General features: G+C 71.1%; 17 protein-coding genes. 6 read left to right on the forward strand and 11 right to left on the reverse strand.

Annotated elements, in window-relative coordinates; translation table 11 throughout:
- The first annotated feature begins 124 nt into the window (after positions 1 to 124).
- On the forward strand, positions 125 to 1,414 hold the full coding sequence (locus tag ACH4FX_RS36125) for a flavin monoamine oxidase family protein (protein WP_398485698.1): 1,290 nt from the start codon (positions 125 to 127) through the stop codon (positions 1,412 to 1,414).
- Between the two features lie 127 nt (positions 1,415 to 1,541).
- On the opposite strand, the gene ACH4FX_RS36130 is transcribed toward ACH4FX_RS36125, so the two are convergent.
- Entirely contained in the window at positions 1,542 to 2,213 is a 672-nt protein-coding gene (locus ACH4FX_RS36130) for a TetR/AcrR family transcriptional regulator (RefSeq protein ID WP_398485699.1), read from the reverse strand.
- Between the two features lie 97 nt (positions 2,214 to 2,310).
- Between ACH4FX_RS36130 and ACH4FX_RS36135 the strand changes: the two genes are divergently transcribed.
- The 3 genes from ACH4FX_RS36135 (at position 2,311) to ACH4FX_RS36145 (ending at position 4,474) form a co-directional block, all read left to right on the forward strand.
- On the forward strand, positions 2,311 to 3,141 hold the full coding sequence (locus ACH4FX_RS36135; RefSeq protein WP_398485700.1) for a phytanoyl-CoA dioxygenase family protein: 831 nt from the start codon (positions 2,311 to 2,313) through the stop codon (positions 3,139 to 3,141).
- Positions 3,142 to 3,153: 12 nt separating this feature from the next.
- Positions 3,154 to 3,591: a RidA family protein gene (locus tag ACH4FX_RS36140; protein WP_398485701.1), complete on the forward strand. Its 438-nt coding sequence runs from the start codon at positions 3,154 to 3,156 to the stop codon at positions 3,589 to 3,591.
- Positions 3,592 to 3,808: 217 nt separating this feature from the next.
- The gene (locus ACH4FX_RS36145) at positions 3,809 to 4,474 is read left to right on the forward strand and encodes a DUF1345 domain-containing protein (protein ID WP_398485702.1); all 666 of its coding nucleotides are present in this window, start codon (positions 3,809 to 3,811) and stop codon (positions 4,472 to 4,474) included.
- Between the two features lie 24 nt (positions 4,475 to 4,498).
- Here the strand turns inward: ACH4FX_RS36145 and ACH4FX_RS36150 are convergent, their stop codons facing one another.
- The 6 genes from ACH4FX_RS36150 to ACH4FX_RS36175 form a co-directional block, all read right to left on the reverse strand.
- A complete protein-coding gene (locus tag ACH4FX_RS36150) occupies positions 4,499 to 5,692 on the reverse strand; it encodes an aspartate kinase (protein ID WP_398485703.1) in 1,194 nt (397 codons plus the stop codon).
- Entirely contained in the window at positions 5,689 to 6,738 is a 1,050-nt protein-coding gene (locus ACH4FX_RS36155; protein ID WP_398485704.1) for an aspartate-semialdehyde dehydrogenase, read from the reverse strand. Before ACH4FX_RS36155 ends, ACH4FX_RS36150 begins: the two co-directional genes overlap by 4 nt.
- A gap of 31 nt (positions 6,739 to 6,769) precedes the next feature.
- Positions 6,770 to 7,744: a GlxA family transcriptional regulator gene (locus ACH4FX_RS36160; RefSeq protein ID WP_398485705.1), complete on the reverse strand. Its 975-nt coding sequence runs from the start codon at positions 7,742 to 7,744 to the stop codon at positions 6,770 to 6,772.
- A 77-nt stretch (positions 7,745 to 7,821) separates the two neighbouring features.
- The gene (locus ACH4FX_RS36165; protein WP_398485706.1) at positions 7,822 to 8,214 is read right to left on the reverse strand and encodes a LuxR C-terminal-related transcriptional regulator; all 393 of its coding nucleotides are present in this window, start codon (positions 8,212 to 8,214) and stop codon (positions 7,822 to 7,824) included.
- Positions 8,215 to 8,450: 236 nt separating this feature from the next.
- Positions 8,451 to 9,908, reverse strand: a complete 1,458-nt coding sequence (locus ACH4FX_RS36170) for an aldehyde dehydrogenase family protein (protein ID WP_398485707.1) — start codon at positions 9,906 to 9,908, stop codon at positions 8,451 to 8,453.
- Positions 9,909 to 9,984: 76 nt separating this feature from the next.
- Positions 9,985 to 11,292 (reverse strand): hydroxyacid-oxoacid transhydrogenase, encoded by a 1,308-nt coding sequence (locus tag ACH4FX_RS36175; protein ID WP_398485708.1) that lies wholly within the window; start codon positions 11,290 to 11,292, stop codon positions 9,985 to 9,987.
- Between the two features lie 597 nt (positions 11,293 to 11,889).
- Between ACH4FX_RS36175 and ACH4FX_RS36180 the strand changes: the two genes are divergently transcribed.
- Together ACH4FX_RS36180 and ACH4FX_RS36185 are read left to right on the forward strand one after the other, a co-directional pair.
- On the forward strand, positions 11,890 to 13,245 hold the full coding sequence (locus ACH4FX_RS36180; protein WP_398485709.1) for an MDR family MFS transporter: 1,356 nt from the start codon (positions 11,890 to 11,892) through the stop codon (positions 13,243 to 13,245).
- 67 nt (positions 13,246 to 13,312) lie between these two features.
- Positions 13,313 to 14,560: an ATP-grasp domain-containing protein gene (locus tag ACH4FX_RS36185; RefSeq protein ID WP_398485710.1), complete on the forward strand. Its 1,248-nt coding sequence runs from the start codon at positions 13,313 to 13,315 to the stop codon at positions 14,558 to 14,560.
- A 75-nt stretch (positions 14,561 to 14,635) separates the two neighbouring features.
- On the opposite strand, the gene ACH4FX_RS36190 is transcribed toward ACH4FX_RS36185, so the two are convergent.
- The 4 genes from ACH4FX_RS36190 to ACH4FX_RS36205 form a co-directional block, all read right to left on the reverse strand.
- Positions 14,636 to 15,739, reverse strand: coding sequence for a M14 family metallopeptidase (locus tag ACH4FX_RS36190; RefSeq protein ID WP_398485711.1), 1,104 nt, complete (start codon positions 15,737 to 15,739; stop codon positions 14,636 to 14,638).
- A gap of 100 nt (positions 15,740 to 15,839) precedes the next feature.
- Complete coding sequence (locus ACH4FX_RS36195) at positions 15,840 to 16,607, reverse strand: hypothetical protein (protein ID WP_398485712.1); 768 nt, start codon at positions 16,605 to 16,607, stop codon at positions 15,840 to 15,842.
- 11 nt (positions 16,608 to 16,618) lie between these two features.
- A complete protein-coding gene (locus tag ACH4FX_RS36200; RefSeq protein WP_398485713.1) occupies positions 16,619 to 17,347 on the reverse strand; it encodes a hypothetical protein in 729 nt (242 codons plus the stop codon).
- Between the two features lie 20 nt (positions 17,348 to 17,367).
- Positions 17,368 to 18,456: a hypothetical protein gene (locus ACH4FX_RS36205; protein ID WP_398485714.1), complete on the reverse strand. Its 1,089-nt coding sequence runs from the start codon at positions 18,454 to 18,456 to the stop codon at positions 17,368 to 17,370.
- Between the last annotated feature and the right edge of the window lie 37 nt (positions 18,457 to 18,493).

Raw genomic sequence — 18,493 nt, forward strand, 5'->3', positions numbered from 1 at the left:
GCGCCCGTGTGACGACCGCAGACAAGCGGACGGCCCTTTTTGCATAACGGGCGTTGTGTGAATTCCCATGGCTCGGTACGGTGCCGCCACCGCCTGGTACTCACGATGGGGAGCCGTGTCCACCATGTATGACGTCGCAGTGCTCGGAGCCGGCTTCGCCGGTGTGGTCGCCGCCCGGGATCTCAGCATCGCGGGCCACTCGGTGGTGCTGTGCGAAGCGCGGGACAGGATCGGCGGCCGGACGTACACGGGGAAGGCGTTCGGCCGCTCGGTGGAGTTCGGCGGCGCGTACGCACACTGGACCCAGCCGCACGTCTGGCGTGAACTCAGGCGCTACGGCATCGGCCTGTCCGCGCCGCTGGAGGCCGAGCAGACCTACTGGCTCGCCGACGGTGCCGTGCACTCGGGAACCGCGGCCGAGTACGCCGGCATCGCCGGCCCGCTGACAGATCGTTACGTGGCCGACGCGCGGGCGAGGTTCCCGCAGCCGTCCGACCTCGCCGCCGCCGGCACCAGTGCGATCGAGAAGGAGACGCTCGGGGACCGGCTCGACTCGCTACACCTGTCCGCATACGACCGGGACGTGCTCGACGGCATGCTGGCACCGCTGGTCCACCGCTACGACGAGCAGGGCGTCGCCCAGTTCCTGCTGTGGGCCGCGACCACCTTCGGCGACTGGGGCGCGTTCCTCGAAACCGCCGGTACGTGGCCCATCGGGGGCGGGACCAAGCGGCTGCTCGACGCGATCGCCGGCGAGTCGGAAGCCGAGCTGCGCCTGTCCACGCCGGTGACGGCGGTCGAGGACGACGGGACCGGGGTCGTCGTGACCACCCGGGGGAACGGCCGCGTCCGAGCACGGCACGCCGTCGTGGCGCTGCCGCTCAACGTCCTGAGCGACGTGACCGTCACGCCTCCGGTCGCCCAGCCGGTGCGCACCCTGATCGAAGAGCGCCATCCGATGAAGACGAGCAAGATCTGGGCGCGGGTCAAGGGGGAGATCGAACCTTTCGCCGCCGGCGCCCCGGTCGGCAAGCACCCCGTCAACGCCGCCCGGACGGAATACCGCCACGACGGCGACACGCTCGTCATGTGCATGTGCTCCGACGCCTCGGCGCTCGACAGGGCCGACCGGGAGGCGGTGCAACGCGCGCTGCGGACCTTCGCCCCCGGCCTCGAAGTGGTCGGCACCGCCTGGCACGACTGGGCGACCGACCCGTTCTCGCAGGGCACTTGGGCGCACCACCGGCCGGGGAACCTGACCCGGGCCGTACCCCGGATGCGCGAGCCCCACGGGCGCATCCGCTTCGCCGGCGGCGACATCGCGGCGATCGGTGTCGGCGGCATCGACGGCGCGATCGAGACCGGAGCCCAGGCGGCCCGGGACATCGCCCGCACGCCGGCCGAGGAGGTCTGACCGCTCCCGTGCGGGTACGGGAGCGCCCGTGCGGATACGGGAGCGCCCGTGCCCGCACGACGGCGGTGACGGCGCATGCGATGACGGCACGGGCCGACGGCATGTCACGCCCACACGGCGAGGGCGCTCACGAGCCGGACGTGCGATGTGCACCCGAGGGCGGCGCGATCAGCGTGACCGCGGCATCGAGGAGCGCCTGGACCCGGCTCGCCGTGAATCGCCCGGGCTCGATGGGGAACATCATCGTCCAGCCGTCACCGATGGCGCCGAGCTGGTCGGCGAGCAGGTCGGCGGGGATGTCGTCGCGGACGGATCCCTGCGCCTGTCCGGTTGCGAGGAGCGAGGCGAGCACGTCGCGGTGGCGGGCGTAACGCCGCTCGATGACGGCGGCGAAGGCCGGTTCGTACCGTGCGTGGGCGAGCAGCTGGGACATCACGGGCCAGAACTCGGGGTCGTCGGCGGTCCGGAACAGCCACCGCTCCAGGATCGCCCTGATGTCGGGCCGGGTCCGGCCGGTCGCGAGCATGGCGTCGAAGCTGTCGAAGCGGCTCTCGGCCACCGCGGTGACCAGCTCCTCCTTGTTCGCGAAGTAGTACGTCACCGCCCCGGTCGTGCACCCCGCGCGTTGGGCCACCTTGCGCAGGGAGGTCTGGGCGTAGCCCTCCTGCGCGATCACCGAGGCAGCCGCCTTCAGCAGCTCGGCCCGCTTCGCCTCGCGGTCGCCCACCGGGCGGCCACGCCGTACGACCGCTCCGGTTCCGCTGTCGCCGCTCACGGGTCGGGTGGGGTTCTCAGGCATCCCACGATTCTGCCACAGAATTAACGTAACACCCGTTGTGTAAATGTCTGACGCTCGTTACGGTGCTGCCACCACCTGACATACGGGAGGAACACCCATGCAGGAGTCAGTGAGGAACGCATTCCGCAACGACGGCGCCGTCCTCCTTGCGGGCTGCCTCGACGCGGCGCAGTTGGCGCGGTGCCACGAGGCGTACCACTGGGCCGTCGAGAACCACGGCCCGCACGCCACCCGGATGTTCGACGGCACCGAGCGGCAATCGCACGTCGACAACGCCAACCCGCTCGCCAAGCCCCGGCTGGACGCCCTGGTGTCGTCGTTGCCGTTCGGCCGGCTCTTCGCCGGCCTCTGGGGCTCGGAGCACGTCTGGTACTTCGCCGAGGAGATATTCCTCAAGGCCGGTGGACGAGGCGCCCGCACGGCCTGGCACCAGGACACCGCGTACCTGCCCTGGGCCGGCGAGCACTGGGCCAACGCGTGGATCAGCTTCCAGGCGCTCCCGAAGGCGAACTCGCTGGAAATCATCCGCGGCTCCCACCACGGCCCCCAGTACGACGGGACCACCTTCGCGAACCCCGACGATCCGACCGAACCCCTGCACGGTGTCGGTGCCCTGCCCCGCCTGCCGGACATCGACGCCGAGCTCGCGCGCGATCCCGACGCCTACGAAGTGCTCTCCTGGGCGACCACGCCCGGCGATGTCGTCGTGCTCCATCCCGGCGCACTGCACGGTGGCGCGCACGTCGACGCGACATGCCCGGAGCGCCACACGCTGGTCCTGCGCTTCTTCGGCGACGACGCGACGTTCCGGCCCCTCCCGGAGGTGCACAAGCACTTCGCCCGCAACGGCGTTCTCTTCGTGGAGGAGATGGCGAAGCTGAACCCGGGAGACCCGTTCCGCTCGCCCGTCTTCCGGCAGCTCGTCTGACCGGGCCCCGCGATGAGGACCCACGACACGCAGCGTCGATCGGTCAACCCGCCCCCCACCGACGCGCTGTACGACAGGCTGCACTTCTCGCAGGCCACGCGCGTCGGCGACATGATCTGGGTGTCGGGCCAGGTCGGGGTCGACACCACCACCATGGCGCCCGCCGTCGGCATGGACGCCCAGGCCCGGCTCGCTTTCGAAGGCGTACGCACCGTCCTCGAAGCCGCCGGGGCGGGCCTGGAGGACATCGTCGAGCTGACCACGTTCCACACCGATCTCCGTGGCGACATGCCGGTATTCAGCCGGGTCAAGGACGAGTACATCACCGGCCGGTACCCGTCCTGGACCGCGATCGGGGTGGCCCAGCCGGCCCTTCCCGAGCTGCTGGTCGAGATCCGCGCCGTCGCCGTGGCCGGCTGCGGCCGGCAGGACCGCTCGCCGACCGGCTAGGGACGTGGCCGACCGCGGACGTATCGGCCGCGCGCCGGCGCGCTCACCCCTGGCCCCAGGCACCCGCTCGGGTTCCGGCTCCGGTTCCCACTCCGGTCACCACCCGAGACACGCCCCGAAGGCCGCCCGCTCGACGTCGGAGCGCTCGTACCATCGGTCGGGAATGCCCCATTCAGCGCCACTCCGTCACACGACGACCCCTCAGAAAGGCCCGTCCGTGCATCGTTGGCTTTCCGAACGACGCCGAACGGCGGTGGGCCTGGCCGGCGCGGTGTGCGCGGCCGCCGTCCTCCCCATCGACAGTGTGGCGCGGATTTCGTCCATGGATGTCGGCGTGCTCGTGTTCTTCGCCTACCTGGTCCCCTATCTCGCGATCACCTTGGTCACCTTCCTGACCACTCCTCCGGAGCAGGTTCGCTCCTGGGCGCATCGCGAAGCCCGTGGCACGTTCATGCAGCGCTATGTCCTCGGGACCGCCCCCGGGCCAGGGGTCTCGCTTTCTATCGCGGCTGCCGCGCTGGTGGTGGCGGTGTTGTGGCTGCCCGGCCACATCAGCACCATGTTCTCCGCCCTCCCCCGCACGCTGGTGGCTCTCGCTCTGGTCGTCGTCGCCTGGATCTGTGTGGTCGTGGCCTTCGCGGTCACCTTCCAGGCCGACAACCTCGTGGAGAACGAGGAGGGTCTCGAATTCCCCGGGGAAGATTCCCCGGCCTGGGCCGATTACGTCTACTTCGCCTTGTCGGCGATGACGACGTTCGGCACCACCGACGTCAATGTGACCTCACGGGAAATACGGCGGACGGTGGCGGCGAACACGGTCATCGCCTTCGTCTTCAACACCGTCACGGTGGCGATTCTGGTTTCCACACTGGGCAGCAGATAGCACGCTGCGACGAAGAGCTGCTGTTCACCGCCTGTTCTCGGTGGGCAACGGCCGGGCCGGGCCGACCAGGACGTCGCTGTGCGGGGAGCGGGCCTTGGCCGGCGGGGGGACGGCCGGGCCAGGGGTGCCCCCGGAGTCCGGATACAGCAGCGCGTGGCACCGGCGGGCTTCGGCCGCGGCCTCCGCGCACGGCACCACGGTGTGCTCCGTCCTGCCGTCCGGCCACAGCGTGGTGATCAGGCACAGGCCGTCGAGGCGGCGTGCGGCCCGCAGGTGCCGGGCCACGTCGCGCGCCCCGGCCGGCACCGTCAGGCACGCCTCGCCCGCGGTGTCGAACTCCGCTACGGCCAGGCCCTCGCCCCGCAGCCGTTCCCCCACCGCCCGGCGTTCCCGCCCGGACCTGAAGCACCACACGTCGCTGTTCCGGTGTACGACGACCGCGGCCGCCTCCGGGCCCGTCCCCACGACGGTCCCGCCCTCCGGGGCCCCGCACCACGGAAAGGGACGGCACAGCAGCCGCACTCCTCCGCGCTCCGCCCAGTCCACGGCGCCCTCGTGGACGACCTTGGCCCCGTGCCGGGACATCCGGCGCGCTCCCTCGTAGCTGATCCGGAAGAGGGTGCGGGCCTCCGGGACCAGGTAGGGGTCAGCGGTGCACACTCCGGGCACGTCGGAGAAGAGTTCGCAGGTGCCGGCGCCCAGCGCGGCGGCCACCGCGACCGCCGAGAGGTCGGAGCTGTTGCGGCCCAGCATGACCGTCCGGCCGGCCGCGTCGACCGCCTGGCCGCCGGGGACGACCGCGACCGGGCAGCCGGCCAGGGCCCCGGCCAGCGTTTCGGGTCCGGCCGAGACGAGTCTCGCCCGGTCGCCCGGCCCCGCGGCGAGGAGCCCGGTGTCCGCCGCCTGGAGCGGGCGGGCGGTCACGCCCTCGGCGTCGAACGCGGCGGCCAGCAGGGCGACGCTCACCGTCTCGCCGGTGGTCAGCAGCATCGCGGCGGCGTCCGCGGGCGGGGCGTCGACCAGGGCGTCCAAGGTCTGCTGGAGCCTGCCGGTGGTCCCGGACATCGCGCTCGCCACGACGACCAGCGGGCGCTTCTCCTCGGTGACGCGGCGCACCGCGTACCGGGCCACCCGGTGGTAACCGTCGAGGTCGGCGAAGGCCGAGCCACCGAACTTCAGCACCAGCGGACGCCCGCCGGGCGTACGGCGGTCCGTCATCCGAGCCACCCGTTCTTCAGGGCGAGTTCCACGATCTGCAACGCGTTGAGCGCCGCCCCCACCCACAGGTTGTCGGCGACCACCCAGAGCGCCGCCGCCCGGTCGTCCTCCGGCTCGACGCGGATGCGCCCGACGTGGACCAGGGCACGGTCCTCCGGCCGGGCGAAGACGGTACGGGGCATCGGGTACGAGGGGCTCTGCGACCGGCCGTGGACCCGTAACCCGGGTGTCGCGGCCAGGGCCGCCTCTACGGACTCGGCCGTGACCGGCTCCCGCAGCCTGACGTGCACGGCCTCGGAGTGGCAGTCGAAGACCGGCACCCGTACCGCGGTGGCGCGCACCCGCAGGTCCGGCAGGCCGAGGATCTTGCGCGGTTCGCGGACGAGCTTGCGCTCCTCATGCGTGCGCCCGGTGTCGTCCTGAAGTCCTATCTCCGGTACGAGATTGAAGGACAGCGGCTGCCCGAAGCGCCCACCGGGGGCGCCCTGCGCGCCGGGGTCGTCCAGGACGGCCCTGGACCCTTCGGCCAGTTCCCGCAGGCCGCGCACTCCGCCGCCGGACGCCGCCTGGTAGGTGGCCACCACGACGTCCTCCAGGCCGGCCAGTTCGTGCAGCGGCTTCAGGGCGCGCACCAGCTGGATGGTCGAGCAGTTGGGGTTGGACACGAGGTTCGGTTCCGGCCGGTCGTCGAGCACGCCGGGGTTGACCTGCGGTACGACGAGGGGGACGGCGGGGCGCATCCGGAAGGCGGAGCTGTTGTCGACGACCAGCACCCCGGCCGAAGCCAGCCGCTCCGCCTCGCGGGCGCTGATCTCCGCGCCCGCGGAGAAGACGGCGACGTCCAGGCCCCGGGGGTCCAGGCCGTCGAGCGTCACCAGTTCCGCCATGGGCAGCGACAGTCCCAGCTCCCGGCCAAGGTCCCGGCCGAGGCTGCGCGCCGAGCCGACGGGCACCACCTGTTCCACCGGTACGATCCCGCCGTCGAGCAGGGCCAGGCACTCCCGGCCCACCGCTCCGGTGGCACCCACTACCGCGATGCGCAGCATGCACGTCCTCCTGTCGGGCCCCGCGCGGGGCTCATCTCCTGGTGGTGCCGGGCAACCGCCCCCGGAAGGCACGCCGGTACGCGTGGGGGGTGGTGTTGAGGGACCGCACGAACTGGTACCGCAGGGCCGCCGCGTTGGCGAATCCCGTACGGGCCGCGATCACCTCCATCGTCTCGTCCGTGTTCTCCAGCTGCCGCTGGGCGCTCAGCACCCGCTGCGCCAGCAGCCAGCGGTAGGGGGTGGTCCCCGTCTCCGCCCGGAACCGGCGGGCGAAGGTGCGCGGTGACATACAGGCCCGCGCCGACAGCTGTTCGACGCTGATCTCCTGGTCCAGGTGCTGCTCGGCCCAGACCAGCACCTCGCGTACGCCGTCCTCCCCGCAGTGGGCGACCGGCCGCTCGATGTACTGGGCCTGGCCGCCTTCCCGGTGCGGGGGCACCACCATGCGCCGGGCGATGGCGTTGGCGACGTCGCTGCCCTGGAGCTTGCGCACCAGATGGAGGCAGGCGTCGATGCCCGCCGACGTACCGGCCGAGGTGAGGATCGGGTCCTCGTCCACGTAGAGCACTCCCGGTTCGACCCGGGCCTTGGGGTAGCGCTCGGCGAGCGCCTCCGCGTACCGCCAGTGTGTGGTGCAGCGCCGGTCGTCGAGCAGTCCGGCGGCGCCCAGGACGAAGGCGCCGACGCAGACACTCACCACCCGGGCGCCGCGGGCCACCGCTTGGCGCAGGGCTTCCAGCAGGGCGGGCGGGAAGTCCCTGGTGTGGAAGTCGTCCCCGACCGGGATGGCGATGAGGTCGGCGTCCTCCAGCCGGTCGAGACCGTACGGCGTGCTGATGGTGAACCCGGGCACCGCCCGCACCGAAGGGGACTCCGCGGCGACGAGTGCGAAGTCGTACGCGGGCAGCCCCTCCTCCCTGCGATCGATCCCGAATACTTCGCATATGACACCCAGTTCGAATGGATGAACGTTCTCCAGCAGGACCGCGGCTACGTTCTTCAGCATGGGACCCAATGTGGCAGTAAAGCGTGGGGTTCTGACAGTCTTCACACTGTTTCCTGGCCGGATCGGCCCGCATACTCTCAGCGTGGACCTGAATCAGCAGGGAGTCCGGCACGCGAACCCGTGGGCGGCGACACCTCGCCGAAGGGTTCGTCGAGGGATACGATCCCGCTGCGGATTCCCAGCACGACCGCTTGCGTACGGTCGGACACCCCCGCCTTCGTGAAGACCGCGGACAGGTGGTTCTTCACCGTCTTCTCGGAAATCCCGAGCGCCCTGGCGACGCGGCGATTGGAATTGCCCTGGGAGATGAGCACCAGAATCTGGCGTTCGCGGGCCGTCAGGAGGTCGAGCGCCGCCCGGGCCGCGCGGTCCCCCGCGGAGGGGGACGGTCCCGCGGCCGCCCGCAGGTCCTCTATCAACTGCTCCTGGGCTTCGAGCGCGTCCTGTGCCTCACCGAGCGCCTTGTACACGTTGGTGACCGCTTTGACCAGGGCCGCGACGGGCCGCGACGGTGCTCCGCAGAACTCGCAGCACCGCTGATATCTCAACTCCGCGACGGGCCCTCGCGCAACACGTGACATTCTGTGCATTCCCTCCGCCGACATGGATGGGTCGAATCGCACTTCTCCGTAAGACTCGGTCTCCTCCGCAGAACTCGGGCTCGTCCGCCGGGCCCGGGACGGTGCTTTCGGGTCGGGGCAGCGGGTCAGGAAGGAATACGGGTGTGGATCGCCACGGTTTTGCACCGCGTGTATTCGCGCAGCGCCTCCAGCCCCTTTTCCACACCGATTCCGGAACGCCGGTAGCCGCCGAACGGCAACTCCACTCCCCCGGCCGCGCCGTAGTCGTTCACGAAAACCTGGCCCACCCGCAATCGCCCGGCGAGCCAGTGGGCCGTGGTCACGTCGGACGTCCAGACTCCGGCGGCCAGCCCGTACGTGGTGTGTTCCGCCAGGGCGACCGCCTCGTCCAGCGTGTCGAAGACCGACACGCACAGGACCGGGCCGAAGATCTCCTCGTTGAAGACGCGGTGCCGGGGGGACACCCGGTCGAGGAGGGTGGGCTCCACGTAGAAGCCGTCCGCGTACGCCGCTCCGCCGGGCACTCCGCCGCCGACGACGACCTCGGTGTCCCGGCGGCCCTCGGCCAGGTGGGCGAGGACCCTCTCGCGCTGTTTCGCGGAGATGAGCGGCCCCATGTCGGGATCGTCGATGCCCGGGCCGAGGCGCAGGGCGCGGAACCGCTCCGCGAGGGCGGCCACCAGGTCGTCGTGCACGGACCGGTGCACGAGCAGGCGGCTTCCGGCGCTGCAGTTCTGCCCGGCGTGCTCCGTGATCGCCTCCACGATCTGCGGCACCGCCCGTACGGCGTCGTAGTCGGGGAGCACCACCTGCGGCGACTTTCCGCCCAGTTCGAGCGTGACCGGCACGATGTTCCGCGCGGCGGCGGCCATGACGGCCTCGCCGACCTCCCGCGAGCCGGTGAACGCGATGCGGTCCACGCCGGGGTGCGCGGCGAGCGCGGCCCCCGCTTCCGCTCCGTAGCCCGGCACGACGTTCAGGACGCCCGCCGGGAGCCCCGCCTCCTCGACGAGGCCGGCCAGGCGGAGCGAGGTCAGGGGCGCGTCCTCGGCGGGCTTGAGGACACAGCAGTTCCCCGCGGCGAGGGCCGGGGCCAGGGTCCGTGCGGCGATCTGCAGCGGGTAGTTCCACGGGATGATGTGCCCGCACACGCCGTACGGTTCGCGCAGGGTGAAGGCCAGCCGGTCCGGCCGCTGCTGGATCGTTTCACCACCGAGGGACTCCACCGCGTTGGCGTAGAAGTCGAAGTACCGGGCGGCGACGTCGGCGTCCGTCAGCGACTGGCTGAGCGGCTTGCCGGTGTCCAGGGTCTCCAGCCGGGCCAGTTCCTCGCGCTCGCCGCGCAGGGCGTCGGCGACGCGCCGGCAGACCCGGGAGCGCTCCACCGGTGTCGTGAACCGCCAGACCATCTCGTACGCCTGCCGGGCCGCTTCCACCGCCGACCCGACCTCGGCCGGACCGCAGCGGGCGACACGGGCGAAGGGGCGGGCGTTCGACGGATCGAGGACGTCGATCCACCGCTGGGTGGAGATCCTTTTCCCCGCGATGACAGCCGCGTGCTCAGGTACACCTGCTCGACTCACGGATTTATCCAGCTCCTTGACGCGGGGGGGGGAGGGCAGGGGAGGTGGGGGTGGGGGCGCTTCCGTTGCTTCGCCGTCAGCGGGTCATCGAGCCGACGATGACCCTTTCGAGATCGCGCGCCTCGACGTCGCGCGGGCAGCACACCAGCAGTCGCTGCTGCTTGAGCGCGCCCTGGACGAGTGCACGGACGTCCTTGGCGCTGTAGCCGAAGTCGCCCAGACCGGCGGAGCCCCCGGTGTCCGCCACGAGGCTCAGCAGCGTCGCCGGAAGCACGTCCGAACCGTTGGCCGCCGTCACCCCGTCGAGGTTCGCGCCGAGCAACTCCGCAGCGCGGAGGTGGCGTTCCGGCGCGGTCGGGTACGTGAACTCGAACGCCGCCGCCGCGGTGGAGACGACCGCGGCACCGTGCGGCACCATGGCGTGGTCGACCTCATATCCGTCCGGCCGGTAGTCGCGGACCAGCCCGGCAATGGGATAGGCGCAGGCGTGCGGGATGTGGGTTCCGGCGTTGCCGAATCCCATGCCCGCGAAGCTCGCGGCCCGGCTCATTCCCGTACGGGCTTCCAGGTCGGCGGGGTTCAGTACGGCCCGCCTGAGGTAACGGCCCACCAGTTCCAGGGCCTGCTCCGCCCATACGTCGCTGATCGGGTTGGCGCCGATGTACAGGGGGCGGTCCGCCGGCGTGGGGTACGGCGGACGCCGGTCGTAGGCGCGCGCGGTGTAGGACTCGCAGGCGTGCGTCAGGACGTCGTACCCGGACGAGGCGGTGACCGCCGGGGGCAGTGTCAGGGTGTTCGCCGGGTCGACCAGCGCCAGGGAGGGCAGCAGCCGCAGGTCGCTGATCCCGGTCTTCACGTTCAGGCCGGCCACGCCGAGGGCGACCATGGCGGTGCACTCGCTGCCGCTGCCGGCCGTGGTGGGCACCGCGACGAGCGGCTTGAGCGGGCCGGGAATCGGGGCACCGGCGCCGATCGGGGCGTTCAGGTAGTCGCGTACCGGGCGGCCGGGGTGAGTCAGCAGCAGGTTCAGCATCTTGGCGGTGTCGATCGAACTGCCGCCGCCGAGGCCGACGTAGCCGTCCACCTGGAGGTCCGCCAGTTCACGGGCGGCCTCGGCGCAGCTCTCGTCGGTGGGTTCCACCCGGGCCCGGTCGAACAGCGCGACCGAGATGCCCTCCTGCTCGATCTGCTTGGCGACGCGGGCGGGCAGTCCGAGGCCGGCCAGGACGGGGTCGGTCACCAACAGGACCGAGGTGATACCGGACGTGCGCAACGCGTGGCCGATCTCCCGGGTGGCGCCGACACCGAATTTCAGCGGCGGAGCCTGCCAGCTGATGATGCGTTCCTGCTCCGGCGCATTTCCGCCCCACCCGAACGATGCCACAGTCCAACCCCCGCCTTCATTCACTGAACTTGGATTTCCGGTCCATGGACAAATGGAGAACGGTGACACATGACCGAGTGACTCGGGCGACTTGGTCAAAGCGGTGCCGAGCACACTGAATTCGACCGGATCAGGGCCATAGTAGACAGTCGATTTCAGTCACGCCATAGGACTCTGGTCCTATGGCCGGATCGCCCTCGTGGCACAGCCAGCAATCTTGCGGAAAACTGGTCGGCGGGGCCGGCCGACGGTACGCCCCCGGCCGTGGATGCCCCGTATCGGCCCACTCCGCGACGGGATTCGGACGGCCGCGGGAACGCTGCCGGGACCGCGATCATAACGCCGGAATCATCCCCCTGATGTTTTCGGTGGGGGCGGATCCCGGCCATTCCCCCGCACGACGACATCAGCGTCGTGACCGTTCGCTTCCCGAGGAGATCCGCCGGGGCAGGAATCCCGTGACCGGGCACGGCGGCACGCCCCGGCCCCGCTCCCCCGGTGTCCGCCGGGCACGCCGTACGGCCATGGCAGGAATTCGAGGTTCCTCGTCAGTGCTGCCACTGTTGCGGTCGGCGCTCCTTCCGCACAGTGAGCTGCATGGCACAGAACAACGCGACGAAAGCGCCGGACGGGGCCGGGAAGCAGCACGCGGGCGTGCGGCAGGTCTGGCGCGAGTCCCCCGCAGCGGTGAAGTCCCTGCTGGCCGGCACCATGATCAACCGGCTGGGCGGCTTCGTGCAGGTCTTCATGGTGCTGTACCTGACGCACCGCGGCTTCTCCGGCACCCAGGCGGGCGCGGCGCTCGGTGTGTACGGCGGCGGAGCTGTGCTCGGGACGCTGGTCGGGGGCTGGATGTCCGACAGGCTCGGGCCGCGGCTGACGATCGTGTCCACCTTGCTGGGGTCGGCCGTACTGCTCCCCTGCGTCCTCTACCTGGACAACTACTGGGCCATCCTCGCGGTCATCGGCGTCAGCGGCGCGGCCAGCATGGCCTACCAGCCCGCCTCCACCAGCGTGATCAGCTCCCTCACGCCGGCCGAGCGGCACGTCATGATCTTCGCCATGGGCCGGTTGGCGATCAACCTCGGCACCACGGCCGCGCCTCTGCTGGGCGCCGCACTCGTCAAAGTCTCCTGGGACTTCCTGTTCTGGGGCGAGGCGCTGGCCGTGGTGATCTTCTCCGCGGTCGCCGCGACCACCCTGCCGCACCGGGTCGTGCCGGAGACGAGCGGGTCGGCGGACGCGGGCGCCGGGGACGGCGGGGACGCGCCCAGGGCCTCGTACCTGGCGGTGCTGGCCGACCGCCGCTATCTGCTGTTCCTGCTGGCGATGTTCGTCAGCTCCGTGATCTACATCCAGCACATCTCGGCTCTGCCGCTGACCGTGCAACACCTCGACCTGGGCGTCGAGGCCTATGCGGCGATGATCGCACTCAACGGCTTCCTCGTCATCGCCTGCGAGCTGCTGGTCGCCAAGGTGGTGCAGCGCTGGCGGATCCGCACCGCCGTGATCATCGGTGTCCTGCTGACCGGCGTCGGCATGAGCATGTACGCCCTGCCGTGGGGGCTGGCCGCACTCGTGATCGCCACCCTCGTCTGGTCGCTCGGCGAGATCATCGGCTATCCGTCCCTGTTCTTCGCCTACCCCGCGCAGGCGGGCCCGCCCGGACTGCGCGGACGCTATCTGGGAGCCTCCAACGCCCTGTACGGACTCGGCAGCGCGATCGGCCCGTTCGTCGGAGTGATGATCTGGAACCGCTTCCAGGAAGGGCTGTGGATCGGCTGCGGAGTCGTGGGTCTGATCGCCGGCGCCGCCGCATGGGGCGGGGTCCGTCCGCCGGCCGACGCGTCGGACGGACCCAAGGACAAGGCCGAGGACGAGGGGGGCGTGGACAAGAAGGGCGGACTCGGCGATGCCGGAACAGCCGACGCGAAGATCCGTACGGGAACTTAGGGCGGCGCCGTATCCGCACCACGGAAGACCGTGCACGCAGCGGGAACCATCGCAGAAGGGGAAGTAGATGCCACGCCACGTAATCCTGGTCGACCCCTATTCCGAGGCCGCCGAATACGCCCGCGCCTTTCGGGCGCGGGGAGTCGAACCGGTGGCCGTGCTCAGCACACCGGCGCCTTTGAGGTCGTATCTGCACGGCTGGAAGCCGGAGGTCTTCTGCGCGACGCATTTCCACGACGGCGACTTCGCGAAACTCGCCGGAATCGTGCGCGGCTATGATCCGGTCGCCGTCGTCCCCGGCAATGAGTCCGCGGTCCGGCTCGTGGACGCGCTGGTCGAGGAACTGGCGCCGGGGACGGGAAATGTGCCCGAGCTGTCCGCGGCACGCCGTGACAAGTGGCCCATGGCCCAGGCCGTGGCGAGGGCGGGCGTTCCGTACCTTCGCACGTTCGCCACCGCGAGCGAGGAGGAGGCGGCCGACTGGCTGCGGGAGAACGGCCTGGAGGGACAGGCGCTGGTGCTCAAGCCCCGGTGCAGCGGCGGGACCGACGGGGTGCACCGGGTGGCGGCCGGCGAGGACTGGCGGCCCTCCTTCCGGCGGCTGCTGGGCTCCGTCAACATGTTCGACCTGGTCAACGACAGCATTCTGATCCAGGAGTTCGCCTCGGGAACCGAGTTCGTCGTGGACACCTACTCCGTCGACGGTGTGATGGGGCTGGTGGCCGTGGTCCAGTACAGCAAGTCGGCCAGGGGGAACCGCATCGGGGTCTACGACGCGGAGGACTACCTGCTGCCCGGCGATCCGCTGGTCGGCGTCCTGGAGGACTACACGCGCCGGGTCGCCGACGCGGTCGGCATCCGTACGGGCTGCACCCACACCGAGATCATGCTGACGGACGACGGCCCCCGGCTGATCGAGATCGCGGCGCGCCTCGACGGGGGCTGCGCGCAGCAGGCCGCGCGGCTGGCGACCGGGGACTCCCAGATCGACCGCGCCGTGCGGCACCACCTGGACTCCGCCTTCACCCCCGGATTCGAGATCGTGCAGCCCACCCGGGTGGTCTGGCTCTCCGCCGCGAACAGCGGCACCATGAGCAACGCGGAGGTGCTCGACGCGGCGCGCGAGCTGGCCTCGTTTCAGAAGCTGGCCTGCCGCTACCCCAACGGTTCGCGGGTGCCCAAGACCGAAGACCTCTTCACCACGCTCGGCTGGGTGCTGCTGTCCACCCCCGACCAGGACGTCCTCGACCAGGACACCAAGCGGGTACGGGAGATCGAGGCCAAGGTGGTGATCGATCCGCCCGGCCGGGCCTGACGTGCCACGGCCGGACGGCCCGGTCGGGTCGGGTGGGACGCTCATCCGGCCCGGCCGGGCCGTCCGGCCGGCGGTCTACTTGTCGTCGGCGAGCCCGGCGATGGCCTGGTCGAAAACCTCCCACGCCCGCTGGAGCACCCGCCCGCGCCACTCGGCGTCGTCGGGGCAGAAGGCATCGCGGATCAGCCGCTTGAGGTCCGAGCGCACGGCGTCGGCCGGTGCGTGGTACCGGTGCAGCCAGGTGTCGGCGCACAGCGCCAGCAGCACCTGGGGACCCGGCTGGGTGCCGAACTCCAGGGTGATCGCGGTCAGCCGGCTGTCCGCGCCGAGGCCGTCCGCCACGGCGGTCGCGGTGTTGCCGACGATCGGTGTGGAGGAGGAAGTGCCCTGTTCCGAGGCGGTGAGCGCCTCGCCGTACCAGCGTCGGGCCCGCTGGTGGGCGTCCGCGTCACGGCCGCCGCGGAAGATGGGTTCGCCGACACCGCGTGCGCCGAGCCCGGTGTGCAGGTCGATGTAACCGACGTGGGCCGCGCCCGCCATCTGCTCGGCCACCACCGTCTCGAACACCCGCCGGGACCAGGCCGGCGCCTGCCCGCCGTAGAACAGGCCGTCGGGGTGGCGGTACTGGCCCCGGGTCACGGCCTCCTGGAGGCGCTGCGGGCCGAGCCGGTCGCGCAGTGCGGTGAGGTGCGCGACCAGTTCGCTGGGGACGAACTCGCCGCCCGCCGCCGGCACCAGCGTGCCGTGCACGGCGTCGTAGGCGTCGTTGTGCGGCGGGGCGCCGTGGTCGACGAAGTTGCGGTTGAGGTCGACGTTGTCCTCATTGACGCGCCGCAGGTAGGCGAAGCCGTACGGGTTGAGGCCGTGCACCAGCAGCACCCCGGTGGCGGGCCCCGCGGCGGCCTGCGCGACACCTTCCCGCAGCAGGACCCGGGTCTGGCAGGCCGAACCGCAGAATCCCTCGATGCCGTGTGTCCCGGAGACCGTCACCAGCAGCTTCGCCGGGTCGGGCGGCCCCAGGTAAGCGGTGTCGACACCGAGTTCGCCGCCGTCGGGCCCGCGGTGCCCGGGCAGGACGAAGGTCCGCAGGCGTGCGCCTGCTTCCCGTGCCGCAGCCAGGAAGTCCGCGCGCGCCCGCGAGTAGTCGAGGGCGAGGCCGAGGGGAGTCTCGTCAGACATGCTGCCTCGCGTTCCTGGTGGTTGGGGTTCCTGGTGATGGGGAACGGCCGACGGGCCCGGAGCCCCGTGGGGACGCCGGGCCCGGTCGGCCGAGTGCGGCTCAGCGCTGCGCCGCGGGCAGCGGCACCCCGAGCGCCGTGAGGATCGAGTGGGCCCCCGCCGGTGTGGGGACGTGCAGCAGGCACAGCACCCGGTCCCCCGGCTCCGCGTGCTCGGCGAAGTACCGGTTGGCGTCCGGCACATGGCTCCTCGGCCGTTCCCGGTACAGGTCGAGCGGGCGGCCGATGCCGGGGACGACTCCGCGAGCCGGGTCGAAGGCCGCTCCGGGGGCAAGTGTCTCGGCGACCTCGGCCGCCAGGGCCGCCAGGCTGTCGTCCTTGCCCGTGAGGTCCGGGTACCTGCCGATGTCCGGATGACCGCCGAACGCCGCCATCGCGCAGTGCACCACGGGGTTGTACGTCTTGAGCGCGATCACCTCGGGGAACGGGCGGCCGTCGGCGAGCAGCCGGGCGAAGTGCGCCGCCCAGCTCTGCCGGAAGACCACACCGTTGCGGTACGCGTCGCCCACGAACTGGATCATGATGTGCAGACAGCTCCGCCCCGACGGCAGCTCCGCCCACCGCGAGGTGAGCAGCGCGACGACCCGGTCGCGCTCCCGGTCCACCCCGACGACGACGTAGTCGGCCTTGGTCAGCATGTCGCGGCGGAGGGTGAAGAGCTGGCGGGTGCGCAGTCCGGGCATGGCGAGGACCAGGCCGTCCACGATCCGCTTCTCGGTCTCACTCGGCAGGTCCCGGCCGGGCGGCAGGGTCAGTATCTCGACCCCCCGCCGCCCGTCCGGCCGCGTCGCACGGTCGTCGTCGGCCACCGCGCCCCCGCTCAGACGTCGGCCGCGGTGGGCAGCGGGATCTGCGCGTCGCTCCTGCCGGCCACGGTGAGCTGGTGCAGCTCCACGAAATACAGCTTCCACAGCCAGTAGATGTGGCCGAGGTGCTCCATGACCTTCTGCTCGTCGGCCTCCGACGTGATGAGCGTGGACAGCACCCGCCACACGAAGTCGTCGTGGTCGTCGTCGAGATCGGTGTTGACGTGGGCGCGGGCGCCCTTGACGTTCTCCTCGCCGAGCACCTCGCCCAGGTTGTCCAGCCATTCGGGCTGGGTGCGGGTGGTGACGTACTCCACGAAGTACACGCTGGTGATCAGCGCCAGCGGGCTGTCCTCGAACTCCATGCCGTACTGGAGGTATCCGGTGAGCAGCTTGGTGGAGAGCATCGGCTCGGTGGAGTAGATCTGGTCCTTGGTGACCCCGACCTTGGCGAGGTCGGCGGCGAACAGCCGGTCGTGCAGCATCTCGTCGTCGGTGTAGTGCGCCCACGCCTTGGCCTGCACCGGGTCCACCTTGGTGAAGTACTTGATGGCCAGCGCGTCCACGGTCCGCTTGCGGCGCAGCCGCAGGATCGTCTCGATGTTGTGGCGCTTGTAGTAGTCGAGGTTCAGCTCGGCGGAGTTCTTCTGGTGCTGGGCGTACGGGACCGTCTCGTAGAAGTCTTTGATGTACGTGTCGAGGACCGCGTCGACCTTCGCGCGCAGTGCGGGGTTGGTGGTCATGGCGTGCATTCCTCCTTGGGTCAGTGGCAGCCGCAGCCGGCGCTGGAGACACGCTGCATCCGGCCGCGGCGCATCGCCTTGCGGGCGCCGAGCACGGCGGTCCCGTCCGATGTCAGCAGCGAGCTGCGGGGGCAGAGGAAGGCCAAGGCGAAGCGCGTCGCCGGAGTGACGCCCAGCCCGAGGTTGACGACGCCGCCGGTCGCGCCGTACACCTCGTTGGGGCCGCAGTTCGCCGGTATGACCTCCATGGTGGTGTTGATCCCGAAGCCGAGTTCCCAGATGACGCGGTAGCGCGGGTCGTCGGTGAGGAGCTTGTCCAGCTCTGCGGCGGCCGGGGCCGCCGCCGTCGTCTGCGGGGTGACGCCCTCGATGCGTCCGGCGGTGACGTGCAGTGTGACGGCGTTGGCGACGAGCGGCGAGAGCGCTTCGAACAGGCGCTGCTGCTCGGGGCCGTCGGCCGGGTCCTCGTGGCGGTGGACGATGGGCCAGCCGCGCAGGGTCAGGTCGCCGTTGAGGCCGAGCAGCCGGGCGTCCGGCGCGAAGGTGGTGATCTCCGCGGCGGTGACGCTGAGCTTTCCCGGCGGGAAGATCTGCTGGTCGCCCGCTTCCAGGACGCCCGCCTGCTGGTTCCATACGCACGCGCCGAGCCGGTGGTCGAACTCGGCCTCGGTGCCGGCGGCGTCGTCGACGATCGTGAGCCGGCCGCTCTCCCCCACCAGGTCGAAGAACTCCTCGGCCACCCGGGCCTGTTGCCCGGCGTCGGTGCGGGCGGCGGTGCCCAGGAAGTAGCGGATGTGCTCGTCGGTCAGCGGCGTGGATCCGGCCGGCAGCACGGCCAGTTTGCGCCCGCCGAGTTCCCGCTCGGTCGGCGAGTCGAGAAATCGTCCGGGACAGACCGCCAGCACGTGCGCGTCCGCGGGAACGCTCCGCGCAATCGTCTCGCCCAGGCGCGCGCCGGGCGGCAGCGTCAGGGGGAGCACGCGGGAACATCCGGCACCGGGAAGCAGGGAAAGCGGCTCGCCGTACTGTTCGCTCGTGAGCAGACAGAATGTCTCGGCCGGCTCGCCGAACTGACCGAAGTCGCTTGTCGTGAATTCCAGCGGTGGCACGGGGGCACTCCCTAGAAAAGACAGTGAGAACCCCACG

The organism is Streptomyces sp. NPDC018019, assembly GCF_044327805.1.
Taxonomy (GTDB): domain Bacteria; phylum Actinomycetota; class Actinomycetes; order Streptomycetales; family Streptomycetaceae; genus Streptomyces.